Here is a 14,225-nt window from a genome sequence, read left to right on the forward strand (position 1 = left end):
GTGATGGGACGCCCGCTCGAGCGGGGCCGTCAGCGGTAGTTGACGAACTGCAGCGCCACGTCGAGGTCGGCCTGCTTGAGCATCGCGATGACGGCCTGGAGGTCGTCCCTGCTCTTGGCGGAGACGCGCAGCTCCTCGCCCTGGATCTGCGCCTTCACGCCCTTGGGCCCCTCGTCGCGGATGAGCTTGGTGATCTTCTTCGCCTCGTCGGTCGCGATGCCCTCCTTGACCGCGGCCTCGAGTCGGTACTCCTTGCCGGACGGCTTGGGGTCGCCCGAGTCGAGCGACTTCAGCGAGATCCCCCGCTTGACGAGCTTGGTCTCGAAGACGTCCAGGACGGCCTTGACCCGCTCCTCGGAGTTGGCGGTCATGACGATCTTCTCGCCGCTCCAGGCGATGGAGGCGCCGACGTTCTTGAAGTCGTAGCGCTGCGAGATCTCCTTCGCGGCCTGGTTGAGCGCGTTGTCGACCTCCTGGCGGTCGACCTTGCTGACCACGTCGAACGACGACTCCGATGCCATGGGTGCTCCCTCTGCTGCGTGTGCGGACCGGCCTGCAGGACTTGCTATCCTTCCATCCGCGGCCGGTCCGATCGAGCGCGCCCCCTCACGGGAGGCGCTCGGGGCCGGAGGCGTACGGCAGGTTGCCCGAGCGGCCAAAGGGAGCTGACTGTAAATCAGCCGCGTCATGCTACGGGGGTTCGAATCCCTCACCTGCCACGCCGTCACGAGACCCCGCCCGGACGACCGGGCGGGGTCTCGTGCGTCCGGGCCCTTCCCGGCCGAGGTGTCGCCGGCGTGGCGCGGCATCGTCGCTGGCAGGCTTCGCGCATGCAGCCGTGGCAGACCCGCAGCACCACCGTCGTCTACGAGAACCCGTGGGTGGTCGTCCGGGAGGACGCCGTCCGCCGACCCGACGGCGGGAACGGGATCTACGGGGTCCTCCAGGTCCGGCAGCCCTCGGTCTTCGTCGTCCCCATGACCGACGACGACGAGGTCGTGCTCGTCGAGGTCCCGCGGTACACGACCGGGTCGCTCTCGCTGGAGGTGCCGGCCGGGGGCTCGGACGGTGAGGACCTCCTGCACGCGGCCCAGCGGGAGCTGCTGGAGGAGACCGGCCTCGAGGCGGACAGCTGGCAGCAGGTCGGCAGCATGATGGCCCTCAACGGGATCTGCCACGCCCCGGAGCACGTCTTCCTGGCCCGGGGTGTGCGCCGTTCCGCGGCGGCCGACGACGACGCCCGCGCCGAGGAGGGCATCGCGACGGTCCGGCGCGTCCCGTGGGGCGACGTGCTGGACCTCGTCCGGGACGGCACGATCACGGACGGCGAGTCGGTCGCGGCGCTCCTGTACGCCGCCCTCGCCCTGGGTCGCGTGCGCTGAGCGGCCCCCGTCGGCGCGGAGGACGTTCGGACCTGTCCCGGGGCGTCCCCGTCGTCGAGCGTGGAGGCACGAGCGGCCGCGCGGTCGGGCACCCGCCCGACGACGACGCCGCGGCCCGGGACCGGCGACGGCGCCGGGGAGGAGGTGCTCGATGGGACAGGTCGGCAGCACGCTGGAGCGCAGGCTCGAGGGCAAGGTCGCCATCGTCACCGGTGGGGCGCGCGGCATGGGGGCAGCGATGGCGCGCCGTCTGGTCGCGGAGGGCGCCAAGGTCGTCATCGGCGACGTCCTCGAGGCGGAGGGCAAGGAGCTGGCGCTCGACATCGGTCCCGACGTCCTGTTCGTGACGCTCGACGTCACCTCCGCGCAGGCCTGGGCGCAGGCCGTCTCGGCGGCGGGGGAGGCGTACGGACCCGTGACGGTCCTCGTCAACAACGCCGGCATCCTCGCCTACGGCTCCGTGGACGTGGCGGCCGAGTCGGACCTGCGGCGCGTCCTCGACGTCAACCTCGTCGGACCGTTCCTCGGCATCCAGGCCGTCGTGCCCACGATGCGCGAGCAGGGCGGCGGCTCGATCGTCAACATCTCCTCGGCGGCCGGCCTCGTGGGCATGGCGTCGCTCGGGGCGTACTCGTCGAGCAAGTGGGGGCTGCGCGGGCTGACGAAGTCGGCGGCCCTGGACCTCGGCCGCGACCGGATCCGGGTCAACTCGATCCACCCCGGGGGCGTGCGGACGCCCATGGCCGCGGGCGCGGAGGACTCGGCGTTCGCCGTCTACGCGCTGCCCCGCATCGGCGAGCCGGAGGAGATCGCGGCGGCGGTCGCCTACCTCGCGAGCGACGACGCCTCGTTCGTCACCGGCGCGGAGCTCGCCGTCGACGGCGGCATGGTCCTCGGCACCCTGCCCCCGGCAGGCTGAGAGGCACTGCCCCCGGCGACCTGACACCGACCGCACCGGAGCCCCGGGGCGGATCGGGGAAGGTCGGTGGCACCTGGCGCCACGGACCTTCCCCGATGGGTCGCGCGGACGTGGGCGGGATTTCGCTGCACCCCCCGGGCGCGTGTACCCTGGCACGCGCTGCCCCGATAGCTCAGTCGGCAGAGCGTCTCCATGGTAAGGAGAAGGTCAAGGGTTCGATTCCCTTTCGGGGCTCTGTTGGTGCCCGGGGCCGTCCGACGGTTGTGCCGTCAGGCGGCCCCGTGCTCCGATGCAGTAACCGGATGCGGCGGGGTAGCTCAGTAGGTCAGAGCGCACGACTCATAATCGTGAGGTCGCGGGTTCGATCCCCGCCCCCGCTACCACTCCCGTGGAAGCGTCGCGTGCCGATCATCGGCCCGCGCACAACGACCGAGGCGCCGCAGCAGCCGGCGCGAGAGGTGGCAAGACCGTGGCCAGCAAGTCCCAGGACGTCCGTCCGAAGATCACGCTCGCGTGCACCGAGTGCAAGGAGCGGAACTACATCACCAAGAAGAACCGGCGCAACGACCCGGACCGCCTGGAGATGAAGAAGTTCTGCCCGCGGGACGGCCGTCACACGCTGCACCGCGAGACCCGCTGACCCAGCGGCTCACCGAGCTCAGGACGACCCGCGCATGGCCGTGAACACCGCCTTCGCGGGTCGTTCCTATGCCCCGACCGCGCCGTACCAGGTCGGGCGGGAGCACGTCCGCGCCTTCGCGACCGCGGTGCTCGCCGACCACCCGGCGCACCACGACGTCGACGCCGCGCGGGCTCTCGGGCACCCCGACGTCGTCGCGCCGCCGACCTACGCGGTGGTCGTCGCCCAGGCGGCGGAGGCGCAGCTCGTCCAGGACCCGGAGGCGGGGATCGACTTCTCCCGCGTGGTCCACGCCGACGAGCGCTTCGTCCACCACCGGCCCATCCACGCCGGTGACGAGCTGGTCACCACCCTCCACGTCGACTCGATCACCGAGCGCGCCGGCCTGGCCATGGTCACGACGCGCTGCGAGATCGCGGACGCCGACGGCGCCGCGGTCGCCACCGTCGTGTCGACGCTCGCCGTCCGGGGAGAGGGCGCATGAGCGGCACCCGCCCCGACCTCGCCTCCCTGGTGGTCGGTCAGTCGATCGGCACGCGCGCGGTCGACGTCGACCGGCGCACCCTCGTCCGCTACGCGGGCGCCAGCGGTGACCTCAACCCGATCCACTGGAACGAGCGGTTCGCGACCGAGGTCGGGCTGCCCGGCGTCATCGCGCACGGCATGTTCACCATGGGGACCGCCGTGAACCTCGTGGCGGACTGGGCGGGCGACCCGGGCGCCGTCGTCGAGTACGGCACGCGCTTCACCCGTCCCGTCCCCGTCCCGGATCCCGGTGCCGCGGTGGTCGAGGTGGAGGGCGTCGTCGGCGCGGTCGACGCCGACGCGCGCACCGTGCGGATCGACCTCACCGTGACGTGCCAGGGCGCCCGCGTCCTGGGCAAGGCGCAGGCGACCGTCCGGCTGTAGCGGTCGGCGACGACTCAGCCGGCGGGCGGCGCCGTGGTCGTGCCGAGGCGGAGCTCGACGTCGAAGACGACGTTCTCGGGCGACTCCCCGGCCAGCAGCCGGCCGACCATGTGACCCATCGCCTCGCCCTTCGCCTGCAGGGGCTGCGCCACGGTGGTGAGCACGTCCGGGGCGAGCCAGGGCAGCTCGAGCCCGTCGAACCCGGCGACGGAGACGTCCTGGGGCACGCGCAGACCCAGCTCCCGCGCCGCGATGAGCACGCCGGCGGCGAGCAGGTCCGACTGCGCGACGACCGCGGTGGGCCGGTCCGGCCGCTCGAGCACCCGCAGGCCCGCCTCCCGCCCGGCCTCGACGAGGGAGGCCTCCGCTTCCATGATCACGGTGGGCCGCAGGCCGGTCGACTCCAGGCCCTCGAGCCGGTGTCGGGTCGGGGCCCAGTCGAGCTGCGCACGACGGGCGGCGTCCACCGGTCCGCAGCGCCGGACGCCGTCGAAGGGGAGGCTGACGACGGCGACCCGCTCGTGACCGAGCTCCAGCAGGTGGCGGCCGAGCGCCGCGCTGCCGCCGTGGTCGTCGATCGCGACCACGGGCGCCGTCGTCGTCGACGGGCCCTCACCCACGACGACGGGGACGCCGCGGCGGCGGAGGACAGCGAGCACCGGGTCGTCGGTCCGGAAGCCCCAGATGAGGACGGCCGCGTCCATGGCCGCGCTCTCCACGAGCGGGTCGACGGCGGTCGGTCGTTCGGGGTCCGGCATCGCCGGGATGAGCAGGACGCCGAGCCCGAGCTGGCCCAGGGCGCCGGTCAGGCCGTCGAGGACCTGGATCGCGACGGGGTCCCGGAAGCTGCGACGCAGCTGGTCGCCGACGATCACCGCGGCGATCCCGGACCGGCCGCTGCGCAGGGACCGGCCCAGCGGGTTGGGCCCGCTGTAGCCGAGCGTCTCGGCTGCCGCGAGCACCCGCGCGCGGGTCTCCTCCGCGATGGGTCCCGAGCCGGAGAAGGCCAGGGACGCGGTGGAGACCGACACGCCTGCGGTCGACGCGACGTCGGCCAGGGTGGGTCGGCTGTGCGCCATCTCACCTGTCCCTCGGCCGTTCACGGTTGACGAGCCGCCAGCGTAGCGGCACACTCGAAGGGCTGCATCGAATCGTTTCGACCGTCCTCCGTCCCGAGGACGCGCCCCCCGCCCGCCAGGAACGGCCGCCGCCGGCCGCCCGGTGGGCGTCGCGCTGTCCGGGACGAGGCGGGTGCGGCACCCCGCCACGACCGAGACCGAGGATCCATGCCCCGCCCCGGCGCCATCCGGCCCGCCCGCCCGAACCGCACCGACCCCACGCCCGTGACCGCCGCACCGGCGGCCGCGCTCAGCGCGCGCCGTCACCTCATCGGGCTGTACCTCCTCCTCGGCATGACCGTCTCGAGCTGGCTGAGCCGCCTGCCGTCGGTCCGCTCCGCGCTGGGGCTCAGCGAGTCCGAGCTGGGTCTCGTGCTGCTCCTCGGCGCCCTCGGGTCGCTCGTCACGGTGCTCGTCGCCGGTGGCGTCGTCACGCGGTTCGGCAGCCGGCGGACGCTCACGGCCGCCGCGGTGCTGTTCTCCGGCGCCACGTTCCTCATGGGCCTCGGGCCGACGCTCGGCAGCGTCCCGGTGCTCGTCGTCGGCGTCTTCGTCATGTCGGCGTCCTTCGCGCTCGGCAACGTCCCCATGAACGTCGAGACGGTCGTCATCGAACGCGCCATGGGGCGCACCGTCGTGCCGCAGTTCCACGCCGCCTTCTCGGTGGGTGCCCTGAGCGGCTCCCTGCTCGGCGCCGGCGCCGCGTGGGTGCAGCTGCCGCTGCTCGTGCAGTTCGGCGCGATGGCGGCGCTCTCCCTCGTCTGGCGCCTCGCCGCCATCCCCGCCGCCGTGCTGCCGGCCGCCGCTGACCCGGCTCGCGTCGACGGCGCCCCGGCTCCCCGGCGCGGCATGCGCGCGGCGCTCGGCGCCTGGCGCGAGCGCCGCACCCTCCTCGTCGGCGTCATCGTCATGACGGCGGCGCTGTCGGAGGGCTCGGCCAACAACTGGCTCGCGATCGCCGTCGTCGACGGGTTCCGGCAGACCGAGGCGATGGCCGCCATCGTCTTCGGCGTGTTCACCGGGTCGATGGCCGTGGCCCGGTTCACCGGCACCTGGGCGATCGCGCGCTTCGGTCACGTCACCGTGCTGGCCGCCTCGGGCAGCGTCGCCTTCGTCGGCCTGCTGCTCTTCGGCCTCGCGCCCACGCTGCCGCTGGCTGTCCTGGGCGTCGTCGGCTGGGGTCTGGGTGCCGGACTCGTCGTGCCCATCGGCATGGCCGCGGTGTCCCACGAGCCGCTGCGCGCGGCGGGCCGGGTCGCGGTCGTCTCCGCGTTCGCGTCGGTGTCCTCGATTGTCGCGCCGCCGCTGCTCGGTGCCGTCGCCGAGGCGATCGGGGCGCGTCGGGCGCTGCTGCTCGTCGCCATCGGGCTCGCGCTGAGCGTCGTCCTCGCCTCCACCGTGCGCACCCCCTCGACCGCCGCGACGGCGGTACCGTCGCTGAGCGGCGACGACGCAGCGACGGCGGACGCCGACGTGCCCGCACGCCGACTGGTCCCGGCGGTCGCGGGCGCGCCGAGCGGACGGCCCGCCGGTGCCGCGACCGCCACCGCCGTCGTCGACGGCCACGACCAGCACGACCCCCGCCGTCCCTCCTCCCGCGAACCGGAGCTGTGCCGATGACCGAGCGTGTGTCGACCCCCTTGCGCGCCGCGACCGTCGCCGTCGTCGTCGTCTTCGTGCTCAACGGGTTCCACTTCGCGAGCTGGGCGTCGCGGCTGCCCGCCGTCCGCGACGCGCTGGAGCTGCGACCCAACCAGCTGGGCCTCCTCCTGCTCGTGGGGGCCATCGGCTCGCTCGTCGCGCTGCCCCTGTCCGGGATGGTCGTGCAGCGTCTCGGTGCTCCGCGGACCGTCGCGTCCTTCGCCGTGCTGAACGTCGCCGGCCTCCTCGTCGCCGCGACCGCCGTCCAGCTCGGCTCGCTGTGGCTCGCGGGGATCGGTCTCGTGCTCTTCGGCGTGGGCACCGGGGTGTGGGACGCCGCGATGAACATCGAGGGCGCCGCGGTCGAGCAGCGGCTCGGGCGCGCGATCATGCCGCGGTTCCACGCGGGCTTCTCCTTCGGCACCATGGCGGGAGCGGGACTGGGTGCCGTCGCGGCCTGGCTCGGCCTGCCGGTGCTCGTGCACCTGGGCGTCGTGCTGGCCGTCAGCCTCGCCGCCGTCCTGTGGGCCGTGCGCGCGTTCCTGCCCGCCGGCACCCACGACGAGCAGCACGACGCGGGCGCCGACGGCGCCGCACCGCGCCGCAGCCCGTTCGCGGCGTGGACCGAGCCGCGCACGCTGCTCATCGGCCTCGTGGTGCTCGCCGCCGCCCTCACCGAGGGTGCCGCCAACGACTGGGTGAGCCTCGCCGTCGTCGACGGCTTCGGGACGTCGGACGCGGTGGGTGCCCTCGGCTTCGCGGTCTTCGTCACCGCGATGACCGGGATGCGGCTGCTCGGCACCGTGCTGCTGGACCGCTGGGGCCGGGTGCCCGTGCTGCGGCTCTCGGCCGGGCTCGCGCTCGCCGGCCTGCTGGTCTTCGGGCTGGTCGACAACCTCGCGGTCGCGCTCGTGGGCGTGGTGGCGTGGGGGCTGGGCGCGGCGCTCGGCTTCCCCGTCGGGATGAGCGCCGCCTCGGACGACCCCCGCCACGCGGCCGCGCGCGTCGCCGTGGTGTCGACCGTCGGGTACGCCGCGTTCCTCGCCGGTCCGCCGCTGCTGGGGCTTCTGGCCGAGTACGTCGGGTACCGGCAGTCGCTGCTGGCGATCACGATCCCGATCCTCGTCGGCCTCCTGGTCATGAAGGCCGCCGCACCCCTGCCGACGGCGACGCCGGCCGCCACCGACACGTTCGCCGGCCCGGGCGTCGAGCCGGGCCTGGGGGAGCGGCGCGCCTGACCGGTCCCGGCGGACGGCGCACCGTGGCGCCGGACGGACCGGGCGCCGTGGCGCCGGACCGACCGGTCGCGGCGCGTCGTCGTCGGCGTGCCTACGCTGGGGTGGTGACCACTCCCCGCCCCACCGCAGCCACCGCGTCCACCCTGACGGAGAGCGTCGTCACGGAGGCCGGCCCGGTGGGCGGCGGCGCTGGGCCCGGCACGGGCCCCCGGCTGGCGGACCTCACGACGCTGCGGCTCGGTGGCCGGGCCGCCCGCTACGTCGAGGCGTCGTCGGCGGAGGAGCTCGTCGCGGCCGTGCGCGAGGCGGACGCGGCCGGTGAGCCCGTCCTCGTCCTCGGCGGCGGCTCGAACGTCGTGGTCCCGGACGACGGGTTCCCGGGGCTCGTCGTGCGGGACGTGCGCAGCGACATCGAGGTGGAGGACGCCGGCGCGTGCGGGGGCGCGAGCATCACCGTGCCGGCCGGCACGCCGTGGGTGGACGTCGTCGACCGCGCCGTCGCGGAGGGCTGGGTCGGCGTCGAGGCGCTCGCGGGCATCCCGGGCTCGACCGGTGCGACGCCCGTGCAGAACGTCGGCGCCTACGGCCAGGAGGTGTCGGGCGTCGTGTCGCTCGTGCGGACGTGGGACCGTGAGCTCGGCCGCATCCGCACGCTGGCGCTGCCGGACCTGGGGTTCGGCTACCGCACCTCGGTGCTCAAGCGCTCCCTGCGCGACGACGACGGCGCGTGGTCGCGCTGGGCGCCGACGCCCCGATGGGTGGTGCTCGAGGTGGGCTTCCAGCTGCGTCTCGGCACGCTGTCCGCGCCCGTCGCCTACGCCGAGCTCGCGCGTCGTCTCGGTGTCGAGGTGGGGCAGCGTGCCCCGCTGGCGGACGTGCGCTCCGCCGTGCTGGAGCTGCGCGGCGGCAAGGGGATGGTGCTCGACGCCGCCGACCCCGACACCTGGAGCGCCGGGTCGTTCTTCACGAACCCCGTCGTGCCGGTCGGGGTGGCCGACGGCCTGCCGGCGGACGCCCCCCGGTACCCGGTGCGCTCCTCGACGCCGCAGGGCACCACCGGGCCCAGCCTCGGCGCCATCGACGAGTCCCTGGTCAAGACGAGCGCCGCGTGGCTCATCGAGCACGCCGGCTTCGGCAAGGGCTTCGGGCTGCCGGGCACCGTGGGCCTGTCCACGAAGCACAGCCTCGCGCTGACGCACCGCGGCGGCGGCACGACGACGGAGCTGCTCGCGCTCGCCCGCACGGTGCGCGACGGGGTGCGGGAGCGGTTCGGCGTCGAGCTCGAGCCGGAACCGGTCGTCGTCGGCGCGACGCTCTGAGCCGGCGACCGGACGAGGGTGTCAGGAGCGGACGCGGCCGGCCCCGGCCGAGGCGCTGGGCTCGGACGGGTCGCGCGCCCCCGGCCGGTCCAGGAGCACGCCCCGCACGACGGCGAGCGTCTCCTCGTCCGTGAGGCCGGCGGCCCGCGCGACGCCCACGAGCCGGTCCGCCGCGTCCCGGACCTCGCGGGCGACGTCCGCGGTACCCGCCGCCACGACCGTCCCGGTCCGCCGCCGCGTCGTGACGACCCCCGCCGACTCGAGCTCGCGGTAGGCCCGGGCGACGGTGCCCGCCGCGACGCCGAGGTCCGCCGCCAGGGCCCGGATCGTCGGCAGGCGGTCCCCGGAGCGCAGCCGACCGGCGGCGACGTGCGCACCGACCTGCAGGCGGACCTGCTCGTACGGCGGGACGCTCGAGGTGAGGTCGACCTCGATCTGCAGGCTCATGGCGGGAGGGGTGCGGTCCGCGGCTCCGCCGGCGTCGCGAGCTGCCCGGCGGGCACCGCGGGCAGGGCGGCGACGACCACCGCGGTCAGCCCGACGACGACGGCCAGCACGACCGCAGCGGTGCCGGCCGCCATGTGGCCGAGGCTCGTGCCGCTGTCCCCGACGACGGCCGTGCCCACGCTGCGCAGCGCCGTGCCGGCGAAGAGGAGCATCCCCGCCGCCGTCAGTCCGACGACGAGCTGCGCTCCGCGGAGCACGCGGTGGGCCGAGAGACGGCGCAGTGCCACGTCCCAGCGCGGCTGCGCGTCCACGACCGCGGAGCGGCTCGCGACGACGCGCAGCACGCCCTCCGTCGCGGCGAGCACGACGACGCAGGCCACCAGGAGCGGCAGCCCGTAGAACCAGCCGGGGAACGGGCCGGCGGACATGGCGCCGTCGTCGACGACGCGGGAGACCTGCCGTCCGCCCGTCGCGGCGACGCCCCCGGCCACGCCGACGACCGCGACGGTGGCCGCCCACGCCCACAGGACCCGTCGGAGGTGCCGCGGAGCGACGTCCCCCACACCTCGTCGCGCGAGGTCGGCGCGCCGGACGGTGCCGGTCGGGCGCGGCCAGGTCAGCTCACCGACGAGGTGCACCGCGACGAAGAGGACGCCCGCGAGCCCAGGCACCAGGCCGAGCGCGACGCCCTGCTGCACGCCGTCGACGGCCGCAGCGAGCGACGGCCCCACGAGCAGGCCCAGGAGCAGGGCGACCCAGGCCAGCGCGCTGACGACGGCCGCGTGCCGTCGCGCGCCGGCGGCGGCCCGCGACGGGTCCGGAGTGCGGTCCGCCGTGACCAGGAGGACCACGGCGGTGACGACGACGGCGAGGACGCCGAGCGCGAGGATCGGGAGGAGGACGAGAAGGGAGGCGCTCACGCTGACTCCTGCACGGACGAGGAGGACGGTGGGCGGACGCCCGCGTCAATGAATCAATACATCGATACATTGACGCACGGAGCGGACGGCGTCAAGAGGGCTGCTCCGATGCGGTGACGGAGGGAGCCGCTGTCCTGCTCCGAGGCTCACGCGAGGAGGAGGCGCAGCGCCCGTCAGGCCGGGTCCGCCAGCCAGGCGTCGATGCCCGCGAGCAGACGTCGCTTCGTCGCGTCGGTCGCCCGGCTCGCGTGCACCGACCCGCGCGCCAGCCCCGCGAGCGCGGCGTCGTCGAAGCCGTGCACCCGGCGCGCCGTCTCGTACTGCGCCACCAGGCGCGAGCGGAACAGCAGCGGGTCGTCCGCGCCGAGGGCGACCGTGGCGCCGGCGTCGGCGAGCGTGCGCAGCGGCACGTGCCCGTGCTCGGCGTACACCCCGAGGGAGACGTTCGACGCCGGGCAGACCTCGAAGGCGACGCCCCGCTCCACGAGCTCCGCCAGGACGCGCGGGTCCTCCGCCGTCCTGACCCCGTGCCCCAGCCGGTCCGGGTGCAGGTGGTCGACGACGGCGCGCACGTGGTCCGGTCCGAGCAGCTCGCCGCCGTGCGGCACGAGCGCGAGACCCGCGGCGGCGGCGATGCGGAACGCCGGCGCGAAGTCCTCCGTGTCGCCCCGCCGCTCGTCGTTGCTCAGCCCGAACCCGACGACGTCGCCCGCCCCGTCACCCGCGTACCGGGCGGCCAGGCGCGCGAGCGTCCGCGCGTCGAGCGGGTGACGCGTGCGGGAGGCCGCGACGACGACGGCGACCTCGACGCCCGTGCGCACCGACGCCGCCCGCGCCTCGTCCAGCACCAGCTCGAGCGCCGGCGTGATCCCACCGACGAACGGCGCGTAGGACGTGGGGTCGACCTGGATCTCCAGCCGGCCCGAGCCCTCCGTGGCGTCGTCGGCGGCGGCCTCGGCGACGATCCGCCGCATGTCCGCCTCGGAGCGGACGCAGGCGCGCGCCGCGTCGTAGAGCCGCTGGAAGCGGAACCAGCCGCGCTCGTCGTGGGGTGCCTGCAGCGGGTCGCCATCCGTGAGGGCCGCCGGGAGGCGCATCCCGTGCGCCGTCGCGAGCTCGGTGAGCGTCGCCGGGCGCATGGAACCGGTGAAGTGCAGGTGCAGGTGCGCCTTGGGGAGCCGGGCCAGGTCGCGCACGCGGCGAGTCTGCCAGGCGCCCGGCCCGACGGCGTCCGGGCCGTGCCGCACGCGCTCGCGTGACGGCGGAGCAGGACGCCGGACGGAAGATGAGAGATCTCTCATGGAAGTCTCACCGCCGGCACCGCCCACTGCGGTTGCATGGCTCGCATGCTCACCGCCGTCGCGCCCGTCCCGGGGGGGATCCGCACCGGCCCCGGCCTGCCGGGCGGGGTCTCGGCGGCCCGCCGCGAGCGCGCGGACCAGGCGCTCCTCACCGGCCCCGACGCCGAGCACGTCCTGCGAGCGGTCCTCGACGCCGAGGGTGTCCGCCTCAGCACCTGGGCCGTGCACCAGGTCCACCACCGGCCCGGGGTCGGCGTGACGGTGGGCTGGACGGTGCGGTGGGAGCAGGGTGAGGGCGACGCCGTCCGCGGCGGGGAGGAGTACCTGCTGGGCACGACCGCACCGGTGCCCGCCGGCACCGCGCGCAGCACCACCGTGCGCATCGCCGACCGGGACGTCACCGTGTGGCGCCACCCCGCGGACCCGGTGCTGCCGGGCCTGGCCACGGCCTCCGACCACGCCCTCGTCGCCGCGGCCCTGGGCCTCGAGCCCACGCAGATGCTCCTCGAGCTCGTCACGTACCGCCCGCTGCGCCGGGCCGTCCTGCGCGCCTCCACCGGGACGACGACGGCGTACCTCAAGGTCGTCCGTCCGCACACGGCCGGTGACCTGACGCGCCGGCACGCCCTGCTCCTCGCGGCCGGGCTGCCGGTCGCCCCGGCGCAGGACCTCGGCGACGGCGTGCTGCGGCTGGGCATGGTGCCCGGCCGCCCCCTCACCGACGCGCTCGCGGCCGACGGCGCCGCGGGCGTGGACCCGCACGACGTCCTCGCGCTGCTCGACCGGTTCCCGGCCGCGCTGCGCGACCTGCCGCGCCGGGCGGCCTGGTCCGAACGGCTGCGCCACCACACGGACGCGGCGGCGACCGCGGTGCCGGGCCACGCGCGCGAGATCGAGACCGTGAGCCGGCGCGTCGCCGAGCTGCTGCGCACCTCCGACGCCGGTCCGGTCGTGGCCACCCACGGGGACCTGCACGACGCGAACCTGCTGCTGTCGGGTGACCGCATCACCGGTGTCCTCGACGTCGACGGCGCCGGCCCCGGCCACCGCGTGGACGACCTGGCGTGCCTGCTGGGCCACCTCAGCGTCCTGCCCGCGCTCGCCCCGCACGTGCACCGCCACGTCCCCGCCGCCCTGCCGCGCTGGACGGCCGCCTTCGAGCGCGACGTCGACGCCGTCGCCCTCCGTGCCCGGGCGGCGGCCGTCGTCCTCTCGCTCGTGGCCGGTGCCCGTCGCGAGTCCCGCGACGGCTGGCAGGCGGAAGCCGAGGGTCGCATCGCCGCAGCGGCGCAGTGGGTCGACGAGGCCGAGAGCTCCCGATGATCTGGAGGACACGATGAACACGCGCACCGTCGCAGCCGTCACCGGCGCCCTGGGCGCCCTGGGGCTGGGCGCGACCGCCGCGCTCGGCGCCGGACCCTTCTCGCCGCCGGGCAGCACGGCGGTGGGCGACCCCGTCGTCGGCGGCGCGAGCACCTCGGGCCCCTCGGCCACCAGCACGCCCGGCACGACGTCCGCCGCGACGCCGGCGGTGGTGCCCACGCCGTCCGCCACGACGACGGTCACGGCCACGAGCGTGCTGACGCCCATGACGCCGGCCACGCCGGTCTCCCCGCCCTCGCCGGTGTCCCCGCCCACGCCGGTCTCTCCGGCGACGCCCGTCTCCCCGGCGAGCCCCGTCTCGGCGACGAGTGCGGCGTCGGCGCCCTCGGCGGGGTCCTGACCGACCCGTGAGAGACCTCTCATCCCCAGGCCCTGGGTGCTCTCATCCGGGCTCACGAGAGTAGAGGCATCAGCACAGCAGGACCGGGCCCCGCCGGGTCGGTCCCCACGAGAGGAGACCACCATGAACACTCGCACCGTCGCCGTCGTGACCGGAGCCCTGGGGGCGCTCGGGGTCGGCGCCGCCGCCGCGTTCGCCGCCGGACCCGTCCCGCAGCAGCCGACGCCGGCCCCGTCGTCCGACGACCGCTCCGCCGACCAGGACGACCGGAGCACCGTCGCCCCCGCCGCCCCGGTCGTCACGGTCGTCCCGGTTGTCGGGCTCGTCATCGCCGGGGCCGTCGCTGCCGCGGTCGCCGCCGTGGTCGTCGACGGGCGGGGGACCCGCCGGCGCCGGCTCGACGACCGCGGGCGCGCCCGGGCTCGCGGTCGGGGTCGGTGCGGGCGTCGTCGGGCCCGGCGTCGGCCCGGCGCTCGGGATGGTCGGCGCCGCGGCGTCGGGCTCCGCGGTCGCGTCGTCCCGGGGTGTCACGGTGACGGGCTCCCCGAGCGGCCGGTCGGCAGGCGCCGCGACGACGCCGTACGCGCCCAGGGCGGCGCCGGCCACGACCCCCAGGGCGGTGACCAGCGCGGTCAGGTGCGAGCGGCGCACCGCACCAGTATCGGGGT

At 75.7% G+C, this 14,225-nt stretch carries 16 protein-coding genes and 3 tRNA genes; 13 read left to right on the plus strand and 6 right to left on the minus strand.

Going from position 1 to position 14,225, the window contains the following annotated elements; translation table 11 throughout:
* Positions 1–29 precede the first annotated feature (29 nt).
* Positions 30–521 (minus strand): YajQ family cyclic di-GMP-binding protein, encoded by a 492-nt coding sequence (locus LG379_RS02215; RefSeq protein WP_225752957.1) that lies wholly within the window; start codon positions 519–521, stop codon positions 30–32.
* A gap of 116 nt (positions 522–637) precedes the next feature.
* Between LG379_RS02215 and LG379_RS02220 the strand changes: the two genes are divergently transcribed.
* From LG379_RS02220 to LG379_RS02255, 8 genes are all read left to right on the plus strand, one after another.
* A tRNA-Tyr gene (locus LG379_RS02220) sits at positions 638–719 on the plus strand.
* Positions 720–830: 111 nt separating this feature from the next.
* On the plus strand, positions 831–1,382 hold the full coding sequence (locus tag LG379_RS02225) for an NUDIX hydrolase (RefSeq protein WP_225752958.1): 552 nt from the start codon (positions 831–833) through the stop codon (positions 1,380–1,382).
* 151 nt (positions 1,383–1,533) lie between these two features.
* Positions 1,534–2,301, plus strand: coding sequence for a glucose 1-dehydrogenase (locus LG379_RS02230; RefSeq protein WP_225752959.1), 768 nt, complete (start codon positions 1,534–1,536; stop codon positions 2,299–2,301).
* Between the two features lie 161 nt (positions 2,302–2,462).
* Positions 2,463–2,535, plus strand: a tRNA-Thr gene (locus LG379_RS02235).
* A 72-nt stretch (positions 2,536–2,607) separates the two neighbouring features.
* A tRNA-Met gene (locus LG379_RS02240) sits at positions 2,608–2,684 on the plus strand.
* A gap of 86 nt (positions 2,685–2,770) precedes the next feature.
* Positions 2,771–2,941, plus strand: coding sequence for a 50S ribosomal protein L33 (gene rpmG, locus LG379_RS02245; protein WP_225752960.1), 171 nt, complete (start codon positions 2,771–2,773; stop codon positions 2,939–2,941).
* A gap of 34 nt (positions 2,942–2,975) precedes the next feature.
* The gene (locus LG379_RS02250) at positions 2,976–3,425 is read left to right on the plus strand and encodes a MaoC family dehydratase N-terminal domain-containing protein (protein WP_225752961.1); all 450 of its coding nucleotides are present in this window, start codon (positions 2,976–2,978) and stop codon (positions 3,423–3,425) included.
* Positions 3,422–3,850 carry a MaoC family dehydratase gene (locus tag LG379_RS02255; protein ID WP_225752962.1) on the plus strand — a complete coding sequence of 143 codons (429 nt, stop codon included), beginning with the start codon at positions 3,422–3,424 and terminating at the stop codon, positions 3,848–3,850. Before LG379_RS02250 ends, LG379_RS02255 begins: the two co-directional genes overlap by 4 nt.
* A 14-nt stretch (positions 3,851–3,864) precedes the next feature.
* Here LG379_RS02255 and LG379_RS02260 read toward each other — a convergent pair whose 3' ends face one another.
* On the minus strand, positions 3,865–4,929 hold the full coding sequence (locus LG379_RS02260; protein ID WP_225752963.1) for a LacI family DNA-binding transcriptional regulator: 1,065 nt from the start codon (positions 4,927–4,929) through the stop codon (positions 3,865–3,867).
* 207 nt (positions 4,930–5,136) lie between these two features.
* Between LG379_RS02260 and LG379_RS02265 the strand changes: the two genes are divergently transcribed.
* The 3 genes from LG379_RS02265 (at position 5,137) to LG379_RS02275 (ending at position 9,166) form a co-directional block, all read left to right on the plus strand.
* Positions 5,137–6,588 (plus strand): MFS transporter, encoded by a 1,452-nt coding sequence (locus tag LG379_RS02265; RefSeq protein ID WP_225752964.1) that lies wholly within the window; start codon positions 5,137–5,139, stop codon positions 6,586–6,588.
* A complete protein-coding gene (locus LG379_RS02270) occupies positions 6,585–7,847 on the plus strand; it encodes an MFS transporter (RefSeq protein ID WP_225752965.1) in 1,263 nt (420 codons plus the stop codon). Before LG379_RS02265 ends, LG379_RS02270 begins: the two co-directional genes overlap by 4 nt.
* A gap of 176 nt (positions 7,848–8,023) precedes the next feature.
* Entirely contained in the window at positions 8,024–9,166 is a 1,143-nt protein-coding gene (locus LG379_RS02275; protein ID WP_225753337.1) for a UDP-N-acetylmuramate dehydrogenase, read from the plus strand.
* 21 nt (positions 9,167–9,187) lie between these two features.
* Here LG379_RS02275 and LG379_RS02280 read toward each other — a convergent pair whose 3' ends face one another.
* The 3 genes from LG379_RS02280 to LG379_RS02290 all read right to left on the minus strand — a co-directional run bounded on the left by LG379_RS02280 (position 9,188) and on the right by LG379_RS02290 (position 11,729).
* Complete coding sequence (locus LG379_RS02280; protein ID WP_225752966.1) at positions 9,188–9,613, minus strand: GntR family transcriptional regulator; 426 nt, start codon at positions 9,611–9,613, stop codon at positions 9,188–9,190.
* Positions 9,610–10,533, minus strand: coding sequence for a hypothetical protein (locus LG379_RS02285; RefSeq protein WP_225752967.1), 924 nt, complete (start codon positions 10,531–10,533; stop codon positions 9,610–9,612). The genes LG379_RS02280 and LG379_RS02285 overlap by 4 nt, the downstream gene beginning before the upstream one ends.
* 173 nt (positions 10,534–10,706) lie before the next feature.
* Positions 10,707–11,729 (minus strand): adenosine deaminase, encoded by a 1,023-nt coding sequence (locus tag LG379_RS02290; protein WP_225752968.1) that lies wholly within the window; start codon positions 11,727–11,729, stop codon positions 10,707–10,709.
* Positions 11,730–11,879: 150 nt separating this feature from the next.
* Between LG379_RS02290 and LG379_RS02295 the strand changes: the two genes are divergently transcribed.
* Positions 11,880–13,157, plus strand: coding sequence for an aminoglycoside phosphotransferase family protein (locus LG379_RS02295; RefSeq protein ID WP_225752969.1), 1,278 nt, complete (start codon positions 11,880–11,882; stop codon positions 13,155–13,157).
* A gap of 13 nt (positions 13,158–13,170) precedes the next feature.
* Positions 13,171–13,557, plus strand: a complete 387-nt coding sequence (locus LG379_RS02300; RefSeq protein WP_225752970.1) for a hypothetical protein — start codon at positions 13,171–13,173, stop codon at positions 13,555–13,557.
* A gap of 69 nt (positions 13,558–13,626) precedes the next feature.
* On the opposite strand, the gene LG379_RS02305 is transcribed toward LG379_RS02300, so the two are convergent.
* The gene (locus LG379_RS02305; RefSeq protein ID WP_225752971.1) at positions 13,627–14,208 is read right to left on the minus strand and encodes a hypothetical protein; all 582 of its coding nucleotides are present in this window, start codon (positions 14,206–14,208) and stop codon (positions 13,627–13,629) included.
* Positions 14,209–14,225: the final 17 nt, after the last annotated feature.

Origin of the sequence: Actinotalea sp. Marseille-Q4924, from assembly GCF_916618755.1 — a bacterium.
In the GTDB taxonomy this organism is placed as follows: domain Bacteria; phylum Actinomycetota; class Actinomycetes; order Actinomycetales; family Cellulomonadaceae; genus Actinotalea.

Coding starts and splice junctions, on each gene's coding strand:
- LG379_RS02215 (WP_225752957.1), bottom strand. CDS start 521: ATGGCATCGGAGTCGTCGTTCGACGTGGTCAGCAAGGTCGACCGCCAG.
- LG379_RS02255 (WP_225752962.1), top strand. CDS start 3,422: ATGAGCGGCACCCGCCCCGACCTCGCCTCCCTGGTGGTCGGTCAGTCG.
- LG379_RS02300 (WP_225752970.1), top strand. CDS start 13,171: ATGAACACGCGCACCGTCGCAGCCGTCACCGGCGCCCTGGGCGCCCTG.
- LG379_RS02230 (WP_225752959.1), top strand. CDS start 1,534: ATGGGACAGGTCGGCAGCACGCTGGAGCGCAGGCTCGAGGGCAAGGTC.
- LG379_RS02280 (WP_225752966.1), bottom strand. CDS start 9,613: ATGAGCCTGCAGATCGAGGTCGACCTCACCTCGAGCGTCCCGCCGTAC.
- LG379_RS02265 (WP_225752964.1), top strand. CDS start 5,137: ATGCCCCGCCCCGGCGCCATCCGGCCCGCCCGCCCGAACCGCACCGAC.
- LG379_RS02225 (WP_225752958.1), top strand. CDS start 831: ATGCAGCCGTGGCAGACCCGCAGCACCACCGTCGTCTACGAGAACCCG.
- LG379_RS02295 (WP_225752969.1), top strand. CDS start 11,880: ATGCTCACCGCCGTCGCGCCCGTCCCGGGGGGGATCCGCACCGGCCCC.
- LG379_RS02260 (WP_225752963.1), bottom strand. CDS start 4,929: ATGGCGCACAGCCGACCCACCCTGGCCGACGTCGCGTCGACCGCAGGC.
- LG379_RS02270 (WP_225752965.1), top strand. CDS start 6,585: ATGACCGAGCGTGTGTCGACCCCCTTGCGCGCCGCGACCGTCGCCGTC.
- LG379_RS02250 (WP_225752961.1), top strand. CDS start 2,976: ATGGCCGTGAACACCGCCTTCGCGGGTCGTTCCTATGCCCCGACCGCG.